The organism is Aeromonas sp. TECH754 (genome assembly GCF_056279295.1).
This window is the reverse complement of sequence record NZ_JBWBRA010000001.1, coordinates 2,674,067-2,693,445: the sequence shown is the minus strand read 5'-3', so window position 1 is coordinate 2,693,445 and position 19,379 is coordinate 2,674,067. Positions and strand designations below refer to the sequence as shown.

Here is a 19,379-nt window from a genome sequence, read left to right as displayed (position 1 = left end):
TCATATAGTCTGCGTCTACCCCCGCTCACCCCGAGGCGATGCGGGCGGTGCTTATACTTTTTCGGCCTTGAAGCTGTGCAGGCGATTCATGGCCTTGGTCATATCTTGCTTGAACAGAATGTCGGTGGCGCGCAAGGACTCATCCAATGCGGCCTCGATCAGGTTCTGTTCGCTGCTCGGGGCCTTGGTCAGCACGAAGCCGGCGACCAGCTCCTTGGCGCCGGGATGACCTATCCCCAGCCGCAGCCGGAAGAAGTTATTGTTGTTGCCCATCCTGGCGATGATGTCTTTGAGGCCATTGTGGCCGCCGTGACCACCACCCTGCTTGAACTTGGCGATGCCGGGGGGCAGGTCGAGCTCGTCATGGGCCACCAGCATCTCTTCCGGGGCTATCTGGTAGAAGCGCGCCAGCGCTGCCACGGCCTTGCCGGAGAGGTTCATGAAGGTATTGGGGATGAGCAGCCGCACATCCTGCCCTTCCACCAGGATGCGGGCGGTGTGGCCGAAGAACTTGGGTTCTTCGCGCAGGTTGGCGTTGTGCCAGCGAGCCAGTTGCTCCACATACCAGGCGCCCGCGTTGTGGCGGGTCTTGGCGTATTCGGGGCCGGGGTTGCCCAGCCCGACGATCAGTTTGATTTCGCTTGTCACGCTCGATGTCTTCACTCGTTGCTTGCGCTACTTGTTGCCATGGGCCGTTGGCCCAGGGCAATGGGACGCAATATTCTAGCCGTCGAGTGGCGATCACTCAACCAAAGCGCAGGCCAAGTGGGGAATAAGGCCGGAACTGGCGGTCAACGATGACAAAACGGGCCCTGTCAGGGCCCGTTTTGCCGCATACCTGCGTGGAGTATTGGGGCTAGTCGGCCCGCAACAGGGTGACGCCGGGCTCCGGCAGGGCGGTCAGGACCGGGCGCCGCTCCCGCACATATTGCACGAAGGAGGCGGCATCCGTGCCGCAGTCGACGCCCTCGGCCTTGCAGTCGAGCCGCTGATCGGCGGCATAGCGAGCGCTCAGCTGGGCGCCGTTTTGTACTACCTGCTGCACGGGGAAGGCGGTCAGCTTGCCGGATACCCAGGCAAGATCAAACCGCTCGGCACGCTGTTGCTGGGCGCGAGCCAGCGCCTGCCAGCCATCGTTGCCGTTGGCACTGTAGGCGTTGGTCACCACCCGATAACGCTGCTCGTCCGCCAGATTCAGCCATTGCCCTGCCGCCGTCTGCCACTGCAGCTGAGTCAGACTGCCGCGCTCGCCCGGCACGGTCTCGGTGAAGCGGTAGCGCAGGTGGCTGCCATAGGGGAACTTGCCGGCATGAGCGCTGGCGGGCAGGGTGGCGCTGATGGTCTCGGTCAGCAGGGCCCGCACATCGGCGCCGGTCAGGGTCAGCACAGTGAGCGGATTCTTGAACGGCAGCAGGGTGAGGGCGGGATCCCCCTGGCGCAGCTCGCCGGCGGGCAGATCGGCGCGCACGCCTCCCACCGCCAGCAGGGCGAAATCGACCGGGCCGCCGGTCAGCGCCTGCACCGCCGGGGTGTTGGCCCAATAGTACTGACCCTCGGCCACCAGCGGGGCGACCCGGGAGCCATGGCTGTCGCTGCCGTTGTCGCCGGGCCGACGCGCATTTTGCAGCGCCTGTGGCAGGGTGGCGATGATCGGGCCGAAGGCCTGCTCCAGCGCCGGTTTGAAGCGGCTGTCGATGAGCCCGCGCAGACGCGGATCCTCATCCACCGTCACCAGATTGGGCTGGGCGTCGATGAAGCTGCGCGCCAGCTGACTGCGGGTCTTGTCGAGGGGCTGCTGGCGAGCCGGATCGGCGAAGAAGTCACCGCTGGCCAGCAGCTGGTTCTGACCCTTGCAGCTGATGACCCGACCCTGGCCGTCGAAGCTGAGGCGGGCCAGACCGATGGCTTGAGCGTAGGAACCCGCCTGCACCACGCAGGTCAGGCCGACCCCGTCCGGGTTGGTGACCAGCGCCGCATATTCCCCGGTCTTGCCAAGGCCGACATTGTCAAAATCGCCGAGCAGGCTGTGGGAGTGGCCACCGACGATGGCATCCAGCCCGTTCACCTCGGCCGCGAGCGCCAGATCCCGCGCGTTGCCGATGTGGGTCAGGGCGATGATGTGATTGATGCCCTTGGCTTGCAGCAGATCCACCGTGGCCTGGGCGGTCTCGACTTCCTTGCGAAAATGAAGCTCACCCACGTTGGGGGAGATGTTGGCCATGTCTTCCAGCACCAGCCCCATGACGGCGACCAGTTGCGTGCCCTGGGGCAGATGGTCGAGATCACTGACCGGACTCTTCTGGTTGCCCTCGAAGGCGTAGACCACGAAGGGCTTGAGATTGTCGGCCTGGCTCAGACTCTCGTCGTCAGTGGTATCCAGATTGGCAGCCAGCACCGGGAAATTGACCCCCTGGATGAAGCGGGCCAGCTTCTGGTTGTCGAGATCGAATTCGTGGTTGCCAAGGGCCATGGCATCGAGCCCGAACTGGCTGAGCAGCTCGGCGTTGGCCATCCCCTCGTTGAGCTTGAAGTAGCCGCTACCCTGCCAGGCGTCACCGCCGTGCAGCAGCAACAGGGGTTCGTTCTTGGCGAGCGCGTCCGCCTGGTAGGCCTTGGCCATGGTCAGCAGACGGGGGTAACCGCCGAGGCGGGTATAGAGGGTGTCCTTCTCTCCCGGGTTGCCGAAGAAGGCGCCCTTGAACTCGGCGTTGACCGGATCGAACTGGGAGTGGGTGTCGTTCATGTGCGCCAGGGTCAGGGTGAAGGGCGCATTGTTCTGGCCGGGCAGGCAGGCAGCAAGCAGGACACAGAGCGGGAGGAGTAGCAGGAGACGCAAGCACTTCATGGGCAATCCTTAACCTGCCGGGGCAGGGCAATACCGGGTCTGGCTAGAAAAACAAAAACCGCCAGTCGGCGGTTTTTGTCACAACGGGACTATCAATGCTCAAACATGGCAGAGATGGACTCTTCGTTGCTGATACGACGGATGGCTTCGGCCAGCACGGTAGAAAGGGTCAGCTGCTTGACCTTGTCAACGGCTTTCATCTCGGCGGTGAGCGGGATGGAGTCGGTGATGATCAGCTCGTCGATGACCGAATTCTTGATGTTTTCCACGGCGGAGCCGGAGAAGACCGGGTGAGTCGCATAGGCGAACACACGCTTGGCTCCGCGCTCTTTCAAGGCTTCTGCGGCCTTGCACAGGGTGCCACCGGTGTCGATCATGTCATCGACGATGATGCAGTCACGGCCGGCCACGTCACCGATCAGGTGCATGACCTGGGAGACGTTCGGGCGGGGACGACGCTTGTCGATGATGGCGATGTCGGTGTCGTCCAGCAGCTTGGCGATGGCACGGGCACGCACCACGCCGCCGATGTCCGGCGAGACAACCACGGGGGATTCGAGGTTCTTGGACTGCATGTCTTCGAGCAGCACCGGGCTACCGAACACGTTGTCGACGGGGACGTCGAAGAAGCCCTGGATCTGCTCGGCATGAAGGTCAACGGTCAGCACGCGATCCACACCCACGCTGGAGAGGAAGTCGGCGACAACCTTGGCGGTGATAGGGACACGGGCGGAGCGGACGCGGCGATCCTGACGGGCATAACCGAAGTAGGGGATGACGGCAGTAATACGGCCAGCTGAAGCACGACGCAGTGCATCCACCATGACGATCAATTCCATCAAATTGTCGTTGGTCGGGGCACAGGTGGATTGAATGATGAAGATATCGCCACCACGTACATTCTCGTTGATCTGTACGCTGATCTCGCCGTCGCTAAAGCGACCTACGGCAGCATTGCCGAGTTTGATAAACAGGCGATCTGCGATCTTCTGGGCTAGTTCCGGCGTTGCGTTACCAGCAAACAGCTTCATGTCAGGCACGGTTTGAAACCTCGGGGTTGCATCCTGTATGTGGAGAGTCTGATTTCAGACCCGTATCGTTCTCGAGCAAACGATTATCGCGTTGACGGGCAAATGATGCCAGCTCGTACGGTCCGGTGCGGCGCAAGTCAGCGGTGAATGGACATGTCATCGATGGCCTGTCTCACTCACCAAGAGAATGGCTGGGGTTCCAGGATCTGCATCTAGGTGCATTGACGAGATCAAAGCCCCTCAATGTCCCCCTCAGCATGCTGCCAGCACATTCATGCGCAGTTGGCTGGGGTACTAGGATTCGAACCTAGGAATGGCGAGATCAAAACCCGCTGCCTTACCGCTTGGCGATACCCCAATCACTGACTTGTTGCAAAGTGACGAAGAGTGGTGATATGTTCTCGCCCTTGGCGACAAACCCATCCCAACCTTCCGGCACTCTTGCCAACACCTTCCGAGCAGCCATTTCGTCTTCAAATTGAGCAAAGACGCAGGCTCCAGTGCCCGTCATTCTTGACGGCGCGTATTCTAGCAACCAGCCGAGCGCATTGGCAACCTCGGGGTGGCGCTTTTTCACCAGCAATTCGCAATCGTTTTTCCACCCCCCCTCCCGCAGCCACTGTTTATCCATCAAATCGGACAAGGTCATCTTGGGGGTGTCTCTGGGCAGCTCAGGATCCTGGAACACGGCAGCGGTAGCCACATGGCAATCTGGCTTGAGCACCAGATACCAGACGCTTGGCAACTCGACCGCTTGCAGCCGCTCGCCCACCCCCTCGGCGAAGGCGGCGCGCCCCCGCACGAACACCGGCACGTCGGCCCCAAGCTGCACCCCGAGCTCGGCCAGTTCATCCTGGCTGAGCCCGGCCTGCCAGAGGTGATTGAGCGCCACCAGCGTGGTGGCCGCATCCGAGGAGCCGCCGCCGATGCCGCCGCCCATGGGCAAGATTTTCTCCAGCCGGATGTGGGCCCCCTGCGGGTGCGGCAAACGCGCCTGCAGCAGACGGGCGGCGCGGATGATCAGGTTCTGCTCATCGGGCACGCCGGGGATGGCAGGGCTAAGGGTGAGCAGGTCTGTGTCTGCGAGTGGCTCAAATTCCAGCCAATCACCGTGATCGAGGAAGATAAACAGGGTCTGCAGCTCGTGATAGCCATCCGGACGACGGCCATTGACGTGCAGGAAGAGGTTCAACTTGGCCGGGGCGGGCCAGCGGATCGGCGCCATGGGGGGCGCCTTGTCAGTGGCGGCCATCAGGGGGCCAATGTCCATTGGTTGATCTGCAGCTTGAGGCGGCTGCCCTGGCCGGTCATGGTCAGCAGGTGGGGCAGGCGATAGCCTTCCTGATCCCGGTAGTCGCCATAGACAATCTGCCACTGGCCGTCACGCACCGAGGCCAGGCTGGCGTCGGGGTTGAGCTCGAACTCCGCCTGACCCGGCAGTCCCTTGATCCATTCGGGCAGTCCCTGCACCGGGATGGCCCAGCCAGTGAGCTGGTAGACCAGGGCTTCGGCGTCCTGGCTGTGGTGCAGCTTGCCGTCGTTGTCGATCAGCGTCACCTCACCCTTGCTGCGGGACAGCTCCAGGATATGGGTGCCGACGATGCTGCTGAGATTGAGGCGATAGTCATCGCCATCCTGCTGCCAGTTGAGGCGGGCGCTGCCCTTCTGCTGGGGGGTGATGATGGCCATCTTGCCCGACAGCTGCCAGTGATTGAGCCGCTCCAGACGGGCGCGCTCCTGCTGCCAGTTGACCTGATCCCGCTGGGGTTGAGTGGTGGTACAACCGGCCAGTATCAGCAGGCAGGCAAGGGAGAAAATACGCAAGAACAAGGTCATGCTCCAGAAAGGTGATTTGGCACAGTATAAGGGGCGGCCGTATTGCTTTTAAAGACTTACCCTTTCTCGTACAATTGACGGCCTTTACACCCTGTGCACGAAACGATCATCACCCACTCATGAGTCTGCTTGCCCTCGGAATCAACCATAACACCGCCAGTGTCGCCTTGCGGGAACGGGTCGCTTTTGGCCCGGACTGCATCGATCGCGCCTTGCGTGAGCTGGTGACGCAGCCTGGCGTCAGCGAGGCGGTGATCGTCTCCACCTGCAACCGCACCGAGCTGTATTGCAGCCTGGAGCAGGGACAGGGGGAGCAGGTGCTGCACTGGTTGCAACGCTTCCATGGCCTGGATGCGCACGAGGTGATCTCCGCCATCTACCAGCATCAGGACGAAGAGGCGGTGCGCCACCTGATGCGGGTCGCCTGTGGTCTCGACTCCCTGGTATTGGGAGAGCCGCAGATCCTGGGACAGATCAAACAGTCCTACGCCCATGCCCAGCAGGCCGAAGCGGTGAAGGGGGCCCTCGAGCGCCTGTTCCAGAAATCTTTCTCGGTGGCGAAACGGGTGCGTACCGACACCGAGATCGGCGCCAGCGCCGTGTCGGTGGCCTTCGCCGCCGTGAGTCTGGCGCGCCGGATCTTCTCCGACCTCTCTCAGACCAAGGTGTTGCTGGTCGGCGCCGGGGAGACCATCGAACTGGTGGCCCGCCATCTGCGCGAGCAGAACGTGACCCAGATGATGGTCGCGAACCGCACCCTGCAACGCGCCCAACTGCTGGCCGAGGAGTTCGGTGCCCAGGTGATGACCCTGGAAGAGATCCCGGACTACCTGCACGAGGCGGACATCGTCATCAGCTCCACTGCGAGCCCGCTGCCCATCATCGGCAAGGGCATGGTGGAGCGCGCGCTCAAGGCACGCCGCTTCAAGCCGATGTTCCTGGTGGACATCGCGGTGCCGCGGGACATCGAGGCCGAGGTGGACGAGCTGTCCGACGCCTATCTCTACACGGTGGACGACCTGCAGGGCATCATCGAGCAGAACCTCGAGACCCGCAAGAAGGCTGCCGCCGAGGCGGAGCTCATCGTGCATGAAGAGCGCGATGACTTCATGGGCTGGTATCGCAGCCAGCACTCGGTCGATCTCATCCGCGACTATCGCCACCAATCCCAACAGGTGGCCGACGAAGAGCTGCAGCGCGCGCTGCTGGCCCTGGCCCAGGGCGAGAACGCCGAGCAGGCGCTCAAGGCCATGGCCCATCGTCTCACCAACAAGTTGATCCACGCCCCGACCCAGGCCCTGCGTCAGGCCGCCGCCCAGGGGGACAGCCACAAGCTGTCCCAGCTGCGCCAGGTGCTGGGGTTGTCATCAGAGTCATAGTGACGGGGTTGCCAGCCGGCGGCCCCATCCTCCCATTGAGAACACAAGATTTATGAATCCGTCATTGATCAGAAAGCTGGAAGGCCTCATCGAGCGCCACGAAGAAGTACAGGCCCTGCTCGGCGAGCCCGGCGTCGCCTCGGATCAGGACAGATATCGTGCCCTGACCCGGGAATATGCCCAGCTCGAAGATATCGTTCACGCCTTCCAGCGCTTCCGTCAGGCCGAAGAGGATCTGGCGACCACCAAGCTGATGCTGGAGGACGCCGACACCGACTTGCGCGAGATGGCGCAGGAGGAGTTGCCGCTGGTCAAGGCCGCGCTGGAAGAACAAGAGCAGGCGCTGCAGGTGATGCTGCTGCCACGGGACCCCAAGGATGACAACAACTGCTATCTGGAAATCCGGGCCGGGGCCGGTGGCGACGAGGCGGCCATCTTCGCCGGCGACTTGTTCCGCATGTACTCACGCTACGCCGAGCGTCAGGGCTGGCGCGTCTCCATCGTCAGCTGCAACGACGGCGAGCACGGTGGCTATAAGGAGGTGATCGCCAAGGTGGACGGCGAGCGCGTCTACGGTCGCCTCAAGTTCGAATCCGGCGGCCACCGGGTGCAGCGGGTGCCGGAGACCGAATCCCAGGGCCGGGTGCACACCTCCGCCTGTACCGTGGCGGTGCTGCCGGAAGTGCCGGAAGCCGAGCAGATCGAGATCAATGCGTCGGATCTGAAGATAGATACCTTCCGCGCCTCCGGGGCCGGCGGTCAGCACGTCAACAAGACGGATTCCGCCATCCGCATCACCCACCTGCCGACCGGGCTGGTGGTGGAGTGTCAGGATGAGCGCTCCCAGCACAAGAACCGCGCCAAGGCGATGTCGGTGCTCTCCGCCCGCCTGCAAGCTGCCGAGGACGAGCGCCACCGCGCCGCCGAGCAGAGCACTCGCCGCAACCTGGTGGGGTCGGGCGATCGCTCCGAGCGCATCCGCACCTACAACTACCCGCAGGGGCGCCTGTCCGAGCACCGCATCAACCTGACCCTCTATCGGCTGGGGGAGATCCTGGAAGGGGATCTCGATTGCGTCATCACCCCGCTGGTGCAGGAATATCAGGCCGATCAGCTCGCCTCCCTGGCGGAAAACGCTTAATGCAGATCCAGCAGGCACGGGCTCACATCATGGCGACCCTGGCCGCCGGGGAGTCCCCCCGCGCCGACGCCGATGCGCTGCTCTGCCATCTGCTCGATTGTCGGCGCAGCTACCTGATGACCTGGCCGGAGCGCGAGCTCGATGCCACCCAGCAGGCGACGCTGCAAGGCTGGCTCGAACGCCGCCTCAAGGGGGAGCCTATCGCCCACCTCATCGGTGAGCGGGAATTCTGGTCGCTGCCACTGAAAGTCAGCGCGGCGACCCTGATCCCGCGCCCGGACACCGAGGTATTGGTGGAGCAGGCGCTGGCCCGGCTGCCGGCAGGGACGTGCAGCGTGCTCGATCTCGGCACCGGCACCGGCGCCATCGCCCTTGCCCTCAAATCCGAGCGACCGGATATGGATGTGTGGGCAGTGGATCGGATGCCGGAGGCCGCGGCGCTGGCCCGCACCAACAGTGCGGCGCTGGGGCTGCCCATAGTGGTGCGTGACGGCAGCTGGTTCATGCCGCTCGCCGATGCGCCGCGTTTTGCCATGATCGTCTCCAACCCGCCCTATATCGACGGGGCGGATCCGCACCTCGATGAGGGGGACGTGCGCTTCGAACCGCGTTCCGCCCTGGTGGCGGACGAACAGGGGCTGGCGGATATCCGCCTGATAGTGGCGCAGGCACCGGCCCATCTGACGGCGGGCGGCTGGCTGCTGCTGGAGCACGGCTGGGACCAGGGCGAGCCGGTGCGTCAACTTTTGCTGCAACGGGGCTACCACCAGGTAGAAACCGTGCGCGATTACGGGGATAACGAACGAGTGACCCTGGGGCAATGGCCTCATCTTGAGGGCTCAGGATCACGTTCGAGTGAGGACAACTGATGTATGTTGCTATCAAGCATCTGCATGTGCTGCTGATTGCGGCGGCCGTGCTGGTGTTTATGCTGCGTTTTTACTGGGCACAGACCGGCTCTGAGCGGGCCGGCAGCGGCCGGGTGCTGCAAGCCAGCGGCTGGCTCAACGGCCTGGTGGTGCTCTCCGGCGTACTGCTGTGCATGGTGCTGGATCTCAATCCGTTCAACAACGCCACCCCCTGGCTCAGCGAGAAGCTGACGGCCATCCTGGTGGTGGCCTTCCTGGGTCTGATGGCACTGCGCCTCGCGCGCAGCAACGCCATCCGCTGGTTCGCCTTCCTCGGCGTGCTGGGGTGGGTCTATTTTATCGCCAAGCTCGCGGTGCAGAAGCAGGCCAGTCTGTTCGGTTAGGAATGACGAAGATGATACGTGTGGACGAATGGACCGATTTCGAGGCCCATGATCTGGCCGACCTGGCGTTGTCGGTGAGCGACGAGATCCTGGGCCGCAGCGGTGCCGGTGAGACCGAGTTGGCCCGGCTCGATGCCTGGCTGGATGAGGCCATTGCCGAGGGCAACTGCGATGAGGTGCGTCGCCAATTGCTCAGCGGCTTCTACCAGACACTGGGGTTTCGCGGTGACTGGCAGGATTACTTCTCGGCCGCCAACTGCGATCTGGCCCAGGTGCTGGCGCGCAGGAAGGGCATTCCGGTGAGCCTCGGCATCCTCATCATCCAGCTTGGCCGCAAGATAGGCCTGGATGTGGAGGGGATCTGCTTCCCCGGCCACTTCCTGGTGAGCTTCGCCGGCAGCGAGGGCGAGGTCTATGTGGACCCCTTCAACGGCGATGAGCTGAGCCTGCACCGCGTCGAGCTGCTGCTGCGCGGCGCCCTCGGCAACCTGGCGACCTTGAGCGACGACCATCTGCAGCCTTCGGGGCAGTGGGAGATCATCGAGCGACTGCTCAACGTCAGCAAGGGTGCCCTGCTGCGGGAGGAGCGCATGGCAGAAGCGCTGCGCTGCAGCGAGCTGCTGCTGCGCATGAAGCCGGGTGATCCGCTGGAGACGCGGGATCGGGGCTTCATCTACGAGCAGCTCGACTGCCCGCGCTTCGCCGCCGACGATTTTGAATACTTTATTGAACAATGCCCGGACGATCCGGTGGCCGATGTGTTGAAAACCCAGCTGGCCACGCTGGATCTGAGCCCCAAGCCCCTCCATTAAGCAGGATTGGGAAATAGGCCGCTGTGACCAAGGTACGGCGGCCTGACTGGGATTTAAGCCTCTTCAATTAGGGGGCTGGGAATGGAAACAGAAGAATATCGTGGTCGCTGTGCCCAGGGCACAGCGAACTGACTTGAATTAAGCCCCTTCACTTAAGGATGCCGAGATGGAACAGAAGAATATCAAGGTCAACGATATCAACGTGGCCAACGACAAGCCGTTCGTCCTGTTTGGCGGCATGAACGTGCTGGAATCCCGCGACATGGCGATGGCGGTGTGCGAGAAGTACGTGGAAGTGACCACCAAACTCGGCATCCCCTTCGTGTTCAAGGCGAGCTGGGACAAGGCCAACCGCTCCTCCATCCACTCCTACCGGGGGCCGGGTCTGGAAGAGGGGATGAAGATCTTCCAGGAGCTGAAGGCGACCTTCGGCATGCCGGTCATCTCCGACCTGCACGAGGTGCATCAGGCCAAGCCGGTCGCCGAGGTGGTTGACGTCATCCAGCTGCCCGCCTTCCTGGCGCGCCAGACCGATCTGGTGGAGGCCATGGCCCGCACCGGCAACGTCATCAACATCAAGAAGCCGCAGTTCCTGAGCCCAAGTCAGATGAAGAACATCACCGACAAGTTCGAGGAGTGCGGCAACGATCAGCTTATTCTCTGTGAGCGCGGTGCCAACTTCGGTTACGACAACCTGGTGGTGGACATGCTGGGGCTGGGGGTGATGAAGAAGAGCACCGGCGGTTATCCGGTGATCTTCGACGTGACCCACTCCCTGCAGTGCCGCGATCCGCTGGGGGCCGCCTCAGGTGGTCGTCGGGATCAGGTGACCGAGCTGGCCCGTGCCGGCATGGCGGTCGGCCTGGCCGGTCTGTTCATCGAGTCACACCCGGATCCCAAGGTTGCCCGTTGCGACGGCCCGAGTGCCCTGCCGCTGGACAAGCTGGAAGGCTTCCTCAAGCAGATGAAGGCGATCGACGATCTTATCAAGGGTTTCGAGCCGCTGGATACCTCCGCCTGATATAGGAGGCGGATCGCTTGCTGAAAAATGCCCCGCCATGCGGGGCATTTTTATATCTGAAAGGTATTCGTTAAAGTCTTAAATGAATCACTGACCAACTATATCACGGTTGCCGTGGTGTTAATGATGTTAAGTATGTTGTGTGATTGATGTCGCTAAATTGATTCTTATAACGTGTGAAAGTGCAGCCGTCGGAATGGCGAAATAGCATGAACCGGGTGAGATGGTGAAATATCTCGCCGCGGATCCTTGCACAAATTTTTTGCCATCGCCCATGTCAATTAATTAACAGGACGTTGAGCATGCACAAGAAAATATTAAGCAGCCTCTATTTTCAGGTGATATTGGCCATCACCATAGGGGTATTACTGGGGCACTTCTATCCGAGCCTGGGCGCCGATATGAAGCCGCTCGGCGATGGCTTCGTGAAACTAATCAAGATGATCATTGCCCCCGTGATTTTCTGCACAGTGGTGACCGGCATCGCGGGCATGGAGAGCATGAAGGCGGTGGGCAAGACAGGGGCCATCGCGCTTGTCTATTTTGAGGTGGTCAGCACCCTGGCACTGGTCATCGGCCTGTGCGTGGTCAATCTGCTGCAACCCGGGGTGGGCATGAACGTGGATCCATCCACCCTGGATGCCAGCGCCATCTCTGTCTACACCGAGCAGGCCAAGTCACAGGGCATCATCGCCTTCCTGCTGGACGTGATCCCGGGCAGCGTGATCGGCGCCTTCGCCAGCGGCAATATTCTGCAGGTGCTGTTATTTGCGGTGCTGTTTGGCTTCTCCCTGCATCATATCGGTGAGAAGGGAAAACTCGTCTTCAATATGGTGGACAGTTTCTCCCAGGTTATTTTCGGCATCATCAACATGATCATGAAGTTGGCGCCGGTCGGGGCATTTGGCGCCATGGCCTTCACCATAGGGAAATATGGCATCGGCTCGCTGGTGCAGCTCGGACAATTGATCGCCAGCTTCTATCTGACCTGTCTGCTGTTTATTTTCCTGGTACTTGGCAGCATCGCCAAGGCCAATGGTTTCAGCATCCTGCGCTTTATTTCCTATATCAAGGAAGAGCTGCTGATCGTGCTGGGAACCTCTTCTTCCGAATCCGTCTTGCCGCGCATGCTGGTCAAGATGGAGGCACTCGGTTGCAAGAAGTCGGTGGTGGGGTTGGTTATTCCGACCGGTTACTCCTTCAACCTGGACGGCACCTCCATCTACCTGACCATGGCCGCGGTCTTCATCGCTCAGGCGACCAACACGCCGCTGGATCTGTTCCATCAGATCACCCTGCTGGTGGTGTTGCTCATCTCCTCCAAGGGGGCGGCGGGAGTCACCGGCAGCGGCTTTATCGTGCTGGCGGCCACCATCTCGGCGGTGGGGCACCTGCCACTCGCCGGACTGGCGCTGATCCTGGGGATCGATCGCTTCATGTCGGAGGCTCGCGCCCTGACCAACCTCATCGGTAACGGGGTGGCGACCCTGGTGGTGGCCCGCTACTGCGATCAGCTCGACGAGCAGCAGATGAACGCCGTGCTCGCCAAGCCGGCCGCCGTGCAGCGCGTCGATCAGCATGGCTAAGGACGCATCCTGCCAGCCATGAGCGGCAGACTGGCGCCGTCGGGCCCATACAGGGCGCGATGTGTCAGACATAAAAAAAACGGCCCGAGTGGGCCGTTTTTTTATGATGCAGTTTAATCGCAGAGCGACTTACAGGCTCTGGGTAAAGGTGCGGGTGACCACATCACGCTGCTGTTCCGGGGTCAGGGCGTTGAAGCGCACTGCGTAGCCGGAGACGCGGATGGTCAGCTGCGGGTACTTCTCCGGATTGGCGATGGCGTCTTCCAGGGTCTCGCGGCGCAGCACGTTGACGTTCAGGTGTTGACCACCCTCGACCACTGGCTCGGTTTGCACCGGCAGCTCACGGTATTCGAACTGACCCAGATCGGACAGGGCCACTTCCTGGTCGGCGGCGAAGCTGTCGCCCTTGGCGCAGATGCAGCGAGCCTGTTGCTTCTCTTCGTCCAGCAGCCAGAAGGAATTCAGCAGCGCGGCGTTGTTGGACTGGGTGATTTGGATGCCCTTGATCATGGTATGTCTCCTCATAGGAAAGCGGGTTCTATGGTAAGGACATCTCCCCGATGGTGTTTAACTACTTCGTGTTCGTACGCGGAGCAGTTAAAGGGGGCTTGCCTTACACCTTTACTTCGTTGAGGTCATATATACCATAATGGTAATAATACGAAAATTGATCCAAATCAAAAAATACCCAAATAGCCGCTGACTCAAGGTATTAAATTATTGAGTTTAATCAAATTTCTATCATTTTTATGATTTCGTAAGATATATGAATTATGCATTTTATATTTATGAAATCTAGTAATTTAACTACATCTTTAGGCCTCTTGGGTTTCCGAGATCCTGGCCCACACCGACCAGGCGCGGGGCAAAACCGGATCTGGCTGGAATATGGGGGCCGGCATGGCGCCAGAGGTATCGATAAAAAGAATAAGTAAATGACCAAAGCATCGTTTTATCAGATGGCCTCAGAGGGGGAAGCGCACTTGTCACAGGCCTCGCCCCAGGATTGATGGCCGAGCCACGGTTGCGTCCGATGGCCTTGGCCCCTATTCTGGGCCCCTCGTTGCCTCGCGCACAGGAGTTCGGTGTACCGGCCAGGACGGATGCATCGGATCTGAAGGGAGGGGACGCGGATCTTGGCCCGTTGTATTGATTGAGGAGAGTGGTGTGGTGACCTGGACTGATGTGATTGGCTCGGAGAAAGAGCAGGACTATTTCAAGGCAACCCTGGCGACCGTCAGGCAGGAGCGGGAGGCAGGCAAGGTGATCTATCCCCCCGCCACCGAGGTGTTCAATGCCTTCAAGCTGACCGAGCTGGACGAGGTCAAGGTGGTGATCCTGGGGCAAGACCCCTATCACGGCCCGAACCAGGCCCATGGCCTCTGCTTCTCCGTGCTGCCCGGGGTGCGCACGCCGCCCTCTCTGGTCAACATCTATAAGGAGATGCAGCGGGACTTGCCAGGCTTCGTCACCCCCAGCCACGGCTTCCTGGAGTCCTGGGCCAGGCAGGGGGTGCTGCTGCTCAATACTGTGCTGACGGTGCAGGCGGGCATGGCCCACTCCCATGCGCATCTGGGCTGGGAGACCTTCACCGACAGGGTCATCGAGCAGATCAACGCCAGCTGCCAGGGCGTGGTTTTCCTGCTGTGGGGCGCCCATGCCCAGAAGAAGGGCCGCTTCATCGACCGCCAGCGCCACCACGTGCTGAGCGCCCCTCATCCGAGCCCGCTCTCCGCCCATCGTGGCTTCATCGGCTGCGGTCACTTCTCCGAAACCAACCGGTTGCTGAGCCAGCAGGGCATGAGCCCCATCAACTGGCTGTCGGTCTGCGAATAGCCCGCTAACGCCAGCTTGACATGACCCCGACACAGCGAGCCCGAGAGGGCTCGCTGTGTTTCTGGCCGCCTGTGTGCGGGCCGGAGGCGGCAATCGCGGTCATCCGCCGGCAGGTGCATGGGCCGGGATTGTCTGCGCCAGATTTGATTGAGTGCAAAGTTAGCGCAATAAATGACCGTATACTCGAGGCAGGAACTTTCTCAAATCAGTGCAAGGAGTGCCCATGTTATCCAGTCTGCATAAGGACCACCTCAACATCGCCAAGTTGTTGCAATTGCTCAAGAACAAGCTGGCAGCCATTCGCAGCGAGCAGCGGATCAGCTACTTCCTGATCCGGGACGTGGTGGATTACCTGCGGGAGGTGTCCGACACCTATCACCATCCCAAAGAAGACATGATCTACGACTACTACCTGAAATACCGGGTGGTGGAGGGGGAGGTGGCCAACCGGCTGCACGAGGAGCATGCCCGCCTGCTGGAGGCGGGCACCGAGCTCAAGGAGATGGTGGAGATGATCCTGATGGATGCGGTCATCCCGCTGGATGAGTTCACGGTGCGGCTCGAGCAGTTCATCGAGCAGCAGGAGGCGCATATGAACTACGAGGAGGGGGTGATCTTCCCCCATCTGCGCGACTCCCTGACCGAGGACGACTGGCGTCACCTCGAGCAGCTCTGGCAGAACCGGGCCATCAACGATCCCCTGTTCGGGATCGAGGTGAGCCAGCACTTCCAGGCGCTGGCCAAGCAGCTGTCGTTGCCGCACACGCCCTGATGCCAGTGCCGGCTCCCCAACAAAACGCCCCGGCTTGAGCGGGGCGTTTTGGTTTGCCGTATCGGCTGGCGACCGGCCTGCTGCGCTACAGTTGCAGCTCGTCGGAGCCTTCGTAGGCGATGTCGATGGATTGCAGCTCCTTCTGCAGGCGATGCTTGTCTTTGAGCGCCTCAATCTCACGCCATTTACGTTTCTTGCCCGTCGTCCCGCGGCTACGTGAACCCAGCTCAACGACCTCGTCGAAATCGAAGTTGAACATGTCCATGACTCCCTCCTTGGTTTTATGGTTTTCACCACTCGTATAACACGATGCACTTGAAAGTAAAACGTTTTTGTGACGAAGTTGTGACAATTGGGGAGGGGGCATAAAAAAACCGGGCTTCCCTCGCGGGAGCCCGGTTTTTATCGGGATGACAGCCTGTCAGAAACCGCTGCTTAGCGCGTCATTTTAGAGGCGGCTGGCCAGAGCATTGCTTCCAGCTTGCCGCTAGTCACTCTTAGAGGCGACTGGCCAGCATTGCTTCCGGCTTGCCGCTAGTCACTCTTAGAGGCGACTGGCCAGAGCATTGCTTCCGGCTTGCCAGCTAGTCACTCTTAGAGGCGGCTGGCCAGAGCATTGCTTCCGGCTTGCCGCTAGTCACTCTTAGAGACGGCTGGCCAGAGCATTGCTTCCGGCTTGCCGCTAGTCACTCTTAGAGACGGCTGGCCAGCATGGTTTCCAGCTTGCCCTGGTCGATGGCGAACATGCGGATGCCTTCGGCCAGCTTCTCGACTGCCATGGCGTCCTGGTTCAGCTCCCAGCGGAATTCGGCTTCGCTCAGCGGGGCCGGTTTGGCCTTGCGCTCGCCGGTGTAGTTCAGCTTGCGTACCACAGTGCCTTCGCTCTTGCTCAGCTCTTCCAGCAGGGCAGGGCCAATGGTCAGGCGATCGCAACCGGCCAGCTCCAGGATCTCGCCGGTGTTGCGGAAGCTCGCACCCATCACCACTGTCTGGTAGTCGTGCTGCTTGTAGTAGTCGTAGATGGCGGTGACGGACACCACGCCCGGATCTTCGCTGGCGGTGTAGTCACGGTTGTGCTTGGCCTTGTACCAGTCGAGGATGCGGCCAACGAAGGGGGAGATCAGGAAGGCGCCGGCTTCGGCACAGGCACGGGCCTGGGCGAAGGAGAACAGCAGGGTCAGGTTGCACTGAATGCCTTCTTTCTCCAGCACTTCGGCGGCGCGGATCCCTTCCCAGGTGGAGGCCAGCTTGATCAGGATGCGATCGTTGGTGATGCCGGCTTCGTTGTAGAGGCGGATCAGCTTGCGGGCCTTGGCGATGCTGGCCGCGGTATCGAAGGAGAGACGGGCATCCACCTCGGTGGAGATGCGGCCCGGCACGATTTTCAGCACTTCCAGACCGATGTTGACCGCCAGCTTGTCGCCGGCGTCGATGATTTGCTGTGCCTTGTCCTGGCTCTGGGCTTTGGCCCAGTTGATGGCGTCGTCGATCAGCGCCGCGTATTCGGGGATCTCGGATGCCTTCAACACCAGGGAAGGGTTGGTGGTGGCATCGATGGGCTGGTAGCGCTTGATGGCTTCGATATCACCGGTGTCGGCAACTACCGTGGTCAGGGCTTTCAGCTGGGTTAATTTATCGGCCATGGCAAATATCATCTCTTTATGAGGGCGCACTCTCTTGGTGAGGGCGCAGGCTCGGGGGTTGCGGGCGTGAGAGGACAGTTCTGAAATAAAATTACAAGATCCCGGCGACTCAGGCTCAGAAAATCAGGATGGGAGCGGCCCATCACCATTGCCTGCCTAATTAATACGGATGTGGTGCATCCTGCAATAGGGGGGCTTGTATACGAATCACCCAGCACCTGGAAGCGTTGGGCGGAAGAGGGTAAAAGTATTTGATAAAGAAAGACTTTTATTGATTGTTGGCGATCCTGCTTCGGCCTGAATAAAAGCAACTTTTTTAGTTGATTCTTCATTGTGTGCGATACATCACATAAATAGTCTCGTCAGCTACTTGAAATTTTATTACGTGTAAAACGTTTTGCGTTCTGAGTCGCGCCGCTGGGGCGATCCGACGCAAACGCTTGTCTTTTCGGCCACCCCTTTTTCGCCTCGTTTATGGCCGCAACAGAAATCCCAAAAAGATTCTCTATTGGGTCTTATTTGTCAATTGATTGATAATTCATCAACTTTTGTTGAAACTTTGCGTGCTAAATGAAGCTTTATTGCATCAAATTGTTCGTTTTCTGTCTCTTCGGCAAGGTTAGTCCCTATTCTGAGCTCCCTCCCTATGCTAGATTTCGGCCCTTTAGCGCATTGCTAATTCGGAAACTGACAGAGAGCGGCCAGCGCAGACTGGTCATGGATGTGATAACAACGAGAGAATTATGGATACCTTTATTGCAATGATTAACGACCTGATGTGGGGAGCCGTGCTCATCTACCTGCTGATCGGGGTCGGGATCTTTTTTACTTTCCGCCTGGGCTTTATCCAGGTTCGTCACTTCGGCCACATGTTCTCGGTGCTGCGCCATAGCCGCAAATCCGACAAGGCCGGCATCTCCTCCTTCCAGGCGCTCTGTACCAGCCTGGCCGCCCGGGTCGGCACCGGCAATCTGGCCGGCGTGGCCGTCGCCATCTACCTCGGTGGCCCTGGTGCCATCTTCTGGATGTGGTTGATAGCCTTCATCGGCATGGCCACCGCCTTCGTCGAAAGCACCCTGGCCCAGCTCTACAAGGTCAAGGACGAGGACGGCAACTACCGTGGCGGCCCCGCTTACTACATGGAGCGCGGTCTCGGCATGCGCTGGATGGGGGTGGTGTTCTCCCTCTGTCTGCTGCTGGCCTTCGGTCTGGTGTTCAACGCGGTGCAGGCCAACTCCATCAGCCTGGCGATGAACGTCGCCTTCGGCATCCCGGATTGGGCCAGCGGCCTGGCGCTGGTGACCCTTTCCGGCCTCATCATCTTCGGCGGCATTCGCGGCATTGCCCGCTTCGCCGAGGTGGTGGTGCCCTTCATGGCGCTGGCCTACATCCTGATGGCGCTGTTCGTGGTCGCCATGAACATCAGCGAGCTGCCAGGGGTGTTCACCCTGATCATCAAGTCCGCTTTCGGCATCGAGCAGGCCGGCTCCGGCGCCATGGGTTACGCCATCTCCCAGGCGATGATCAACGGCATCAAGCGCGGCCTGTTCTCCAACGAGGCAGGCATGGGCTCGGCGCCGAACGCCGCCGCTACCGCGACCCCCTATCCGCCGCACCCGGCCTCCCAGGGGTATGTGCAGATGCTGGGGGTCTTCCTCGACACCATCGTCATCTGCAGCTGTACCGCCGCCATCATCCTGATGTCCGGCCAGTTTGAACCGGGCTCAGGGGTGACCGGGGTCGAGCTGACCCAGCGTGCGCTCTCCTCCCAGATCGGTGGCGGTGGCAACATCTTCATCGCGGCGGCGATCTTCTTCTTCGCCTTCACCTCCATCGTTGCGAACTACTCCTACGCCGAGACCAACCTGGTGTTCCTGGAACACAACCACAAGGGCGGTCTGATGTTATTTCGGATGTTCGTGCTGGGCATGGTGATGTTCGGCTCGGTGGGCGAGCTGCCGACCGTGTGGGCGCTGGCGGATGTCTCCATGGGGATGATGGCCATCGTCAACCTGGTGGCCATGCTGCTGCTCTCCGGGGTCGCCATCAAGCTGGCCAAGGACTACAACGATCAGCTCAAGCTGGGTCGGGTACCCACCTTCGATGCCAACAAGTACCCCGAGCTGCGCAATCAGCTCGAAGAAGGGATCTGGGACAACCCGCCAAAGAGCAAGCAGGCGTAAGCGCCGCGCGAGCCATTATGCGAAGAGGGGAGCCACAGGTTC

18 protein-coding genes and 1 tRNA gene are annotated in these 19,379 nt (G+C 60.6%); 10 read left to right on the top strand and 9 right to left on the bottom strand.

Annotated elements, in window-relative coordinates; genetic code table 11:
- Positions 1-51: 51 nt before the first annotated feature.
- The 6 genes from pth to lolB all read right to left on the bottom strand — a co-directional run bounded on the left by pth (position 52) and on the right by lolB (position 5,712).
- Positions 52-648: an aminoacyl-tRNA hydrolase gene (gene pth, locus ACZ9IL_RS12015; protein WP_476003723.1), complete on the bottom strand. Its 597-nt coding sequence runs from the start codon at positions 646-648 to the stop codon at positions 52-54.
- Positions 649-856: 208 nt separating this feature from the next.
- Positions 857-2,845 (bottom strand): bifunctional metallophosphatase/5'-nucleotidase, encoded by a 1,989-nt coding sequence (locus ACZ9IL_RS12010; RefSeq protein ID WP_476003722.1) that lies wholly within the window; start codon positions 2,843-2,845, stop codon positions 857-859.
- A gap of 92 nt (positions 2,846-2,937) precedes the next feature.
- Positions 2,938-3,885: a ribose-phosphate pyrophosphokinase gene (locus tag ACZ9IL_RS12005; RefSeq protein WP_033131039.1), complete on the bottom strand. Its 948-nt coding sequence runs from the start codon at positions 3,883-3,885 to the stop codon at positions 2,938-2,940.
- Positions 3,886-4,159: 274 nt separating this feature from the next.
- A tRNA-Gln gene (locus ACZ9IL_RS12000) sits at positions 4,160-4,234 on the bottom strand.
- Positions 4,214-5,101 carry a 4-(cytidine 5'-diphospho)-2-C-methyl-D-erythritol kinase gene (ispE, locus tag ACZ9IL_RS11995; protein WP_476005347.1) on the bottom strand — a complete coding sequence of 296 codons (888 nt, stop codon included), beginning with the start codon at positions 5,099-5,101 and terminating at the stop codon, positions 4,214-4,216. Before ispE ends, ACZ9IL_RS12000 begins: the two co-directional genes overlap by 21 nt.
- 26 nt (positions 5,102-5,127) lie before the next feature.
- On the bottom strand, positions 5,128-5,712 hold the full coding sequence (gene lolB / locus ACZ9IL_RS11990; RefSeq protein WP_476003721.1) for a lipoprotein insertase outer membrane protein LolB: 585 nt from the start codon (positions 5,710-5,712) through the stop codon (positions 5,128-5,130).
- 119 nt (positions 5,713-5,831) lie between these two features.
- Between lolB and hemA the strand changes: the two genes are divergently transcribed.
- The 7 genes from hemA (at position 5,832) to ACZ9IL_RS11955 (ending at position 12,903) form a co-directional block, all read left to right on the top strand.
- Positions 5,832-7,091 carry a glutamyl-tRNA reductase gene (gene hemA, locus ACZ9IL_RS11985; protein ID WP_476003720.1) on the top strand — a complete coding sequence of 420 codons (1,260 nt, stop codon included), beginning with the start codon at positions 5,832-5,834 and terminating at the stop codon, positions 7,089-7,091.
- Positions 7,092-7,143: 52 nt separating this feature from the next.
- A complete protein-coding gene (gene prfA / locus ACZ9IL_RS11980) occupies positions 7,144-8,232 on the top strand; it encodes a peptide chain release factor 1 (protein ID WP_476003719.1) in 1,089 nt (362 codons plus the stop codon).
- Positions 8,232-9,101, top strand: a complete 870-nt coding sequence (prmC, locus tag ACZ9IL_RS11975) for a peptide chain release factor N(5)-glutamine methyltransferase (RefSeq protein WP_476003718.1) — start codon at positions 8,232-8,234, stop codon at positions 9,099-9,101. The genes prfA and prmC overlap by 1 nt, the downstream gene beginning before the upstream one ends.
- Positions 9,101-9,484 carry a SirB2 family protein gene (locus ACZ9IL_RS11970; RefSeq protein ID WP_476003717.1) on the top strand — a complete coding sequence of 128 codons (384 nt, stop codon included), beginning with the start codon at positions 9,101-9,103 and terminating at the stop codon, positions 9,482-9,484. The genes prmC and ACZ9IL_RS11970 overlap by 1 nt, the downstream gene beginning before the upstream one ends.
- Positions 9,485-9,495: 11 nt before the next feature.
- Positions 9,496-10,296: a SirB1 family protein gene (locus ACZ9IL_RS11965; RefSeq protein ID WP_476003716.1), complete on the top strand. Its 801-nt coding sequence runs from the start codon at positions 9,496-9,498 to the stop codon at positions 10,294-10,296.
- A gap of 166 nt (positions 10,297-10,462) precedes the next feature.
- Entirely contained in the window at positions 10,463-11,317 is an 855-nt protein-coding gene (kdsA, locus tag ACZ9IL_RS11960) for a 3-deoxy-8-phosphooctulonate synthase (RefSeq protein ID WP_476003715.1), read from the top strand.
- Between the two features lie 302 nt (positions 11,318-11,619).
- The gene (locus tag ACZ9IL_RS11955) at positions 11,620-12,903 is read left to right on the top strand and encodes a dicarboxylate/amino acid:cation symporter (protein WP_476003714.1); all 1,284 of its coding nucleotides are present in this window, start codon (positions 11,620-11,622) and stop codon (positions 12,901-12,903) included.
- Positions 12,904-13,032: 129 nt separating this feature from the next.
- On the opposite strand, the gene grcA is transcribed toward ACZ9IL_RS11955, so the two are convergent.
- The gene (gene grcA / locus ACZ9IL_RS11950) at positions 13,033-13,413 is read right to left on the bottom strand and encodes an autonomous glycyl radical cofactor GrcA (RefSeq protein ID WP_100860996.1); all 381 of its coding nucleotides are present in this window, start codon (positions 13,411-13,413) and stop codon (positions 13,033-13,035) included.
- Positions 13,414-14,070: 657 nt separating this feature from the next.
- On the opposite strand from grcA, the gene ung reads away from it, so the two are divergent.
- Both ung and ACZ9IL_RS11940 read left to right on the top strand, forming a co-directional pair.
- Positions 14,071-14,739 carry a uracil-DNA glycosylase gene (gene ung, locus ACZ9IL_RS11945; RefSeq protein ID WP_476003713.1) on the top strand — a complete coding sequence of 223 codons (669 nt, stop codon included), beginning with the start codon at positions 14,071-14,073 and terminating at the stop codon, positions 14,737-14,739.
- A 223-nt stretch (positions 14,740-14,962) separates the two neighbouring features.
- Positions 14,963-15,511, top strand: coding sequence for a hemerythrin domain-containing protein (locus ACZ9IL_RS11940; RefSeq protein WP_476003712.1), 549 nt, complete (start codon positions 14,963-14,965; stop codon positions 15,509-15,511).
- Positions 15,512-15,596: 85 nt separating this feature from the next.
- Here the strand turns inward: ACZ9IL_RS11940 and ACZ9IL_RS11935 are convergent, their stop codons facing one another.
- Both ACZ9IL_RS11935 and tal read right to left on the bottom strand, forming a co-directional pair.
- Positions 15,597-15,776 (bottom strand): DUF3545 family protein, encoded by a 180-nt coding sequence (locus ACZ9IL_RS11935; protein WP_476003711.1) that lies wholly within the window; start codon positions 15,774-15,776, stop codon positions 15,597-15,599.
- 427 nt (positions 15,777-16,203) lie between these two features.
- The gene (gene tal, locus ACZ9IL_RS11930) at positions 16,204-17,154 is read right to left on the bottom strand and encodes a transaldolase (protein WP_476003710.1); all 951 of its coding nucleotides are present in this window, start codon (positions 17,152-17,154) and stop codon (positions 16,204-16,206) included.
- Between the two features lie 743 nt (positions 17,155-17,897).
- Here tal and ACZ9IL_RS11925 point away from each other — a divergent pair.
- A complete protein-coding gene (locus ACZ9IL_RS11925; protein ID WP_476003709.1) occupies positions 17,898-19,337 on the top strand; it encodes an alanine/glycine:cation symporter family protein in 1,440 nt (479 codons plus the stop codon).
- Positions 19,338-19,379: the final 42 nt, after the last annotated feature.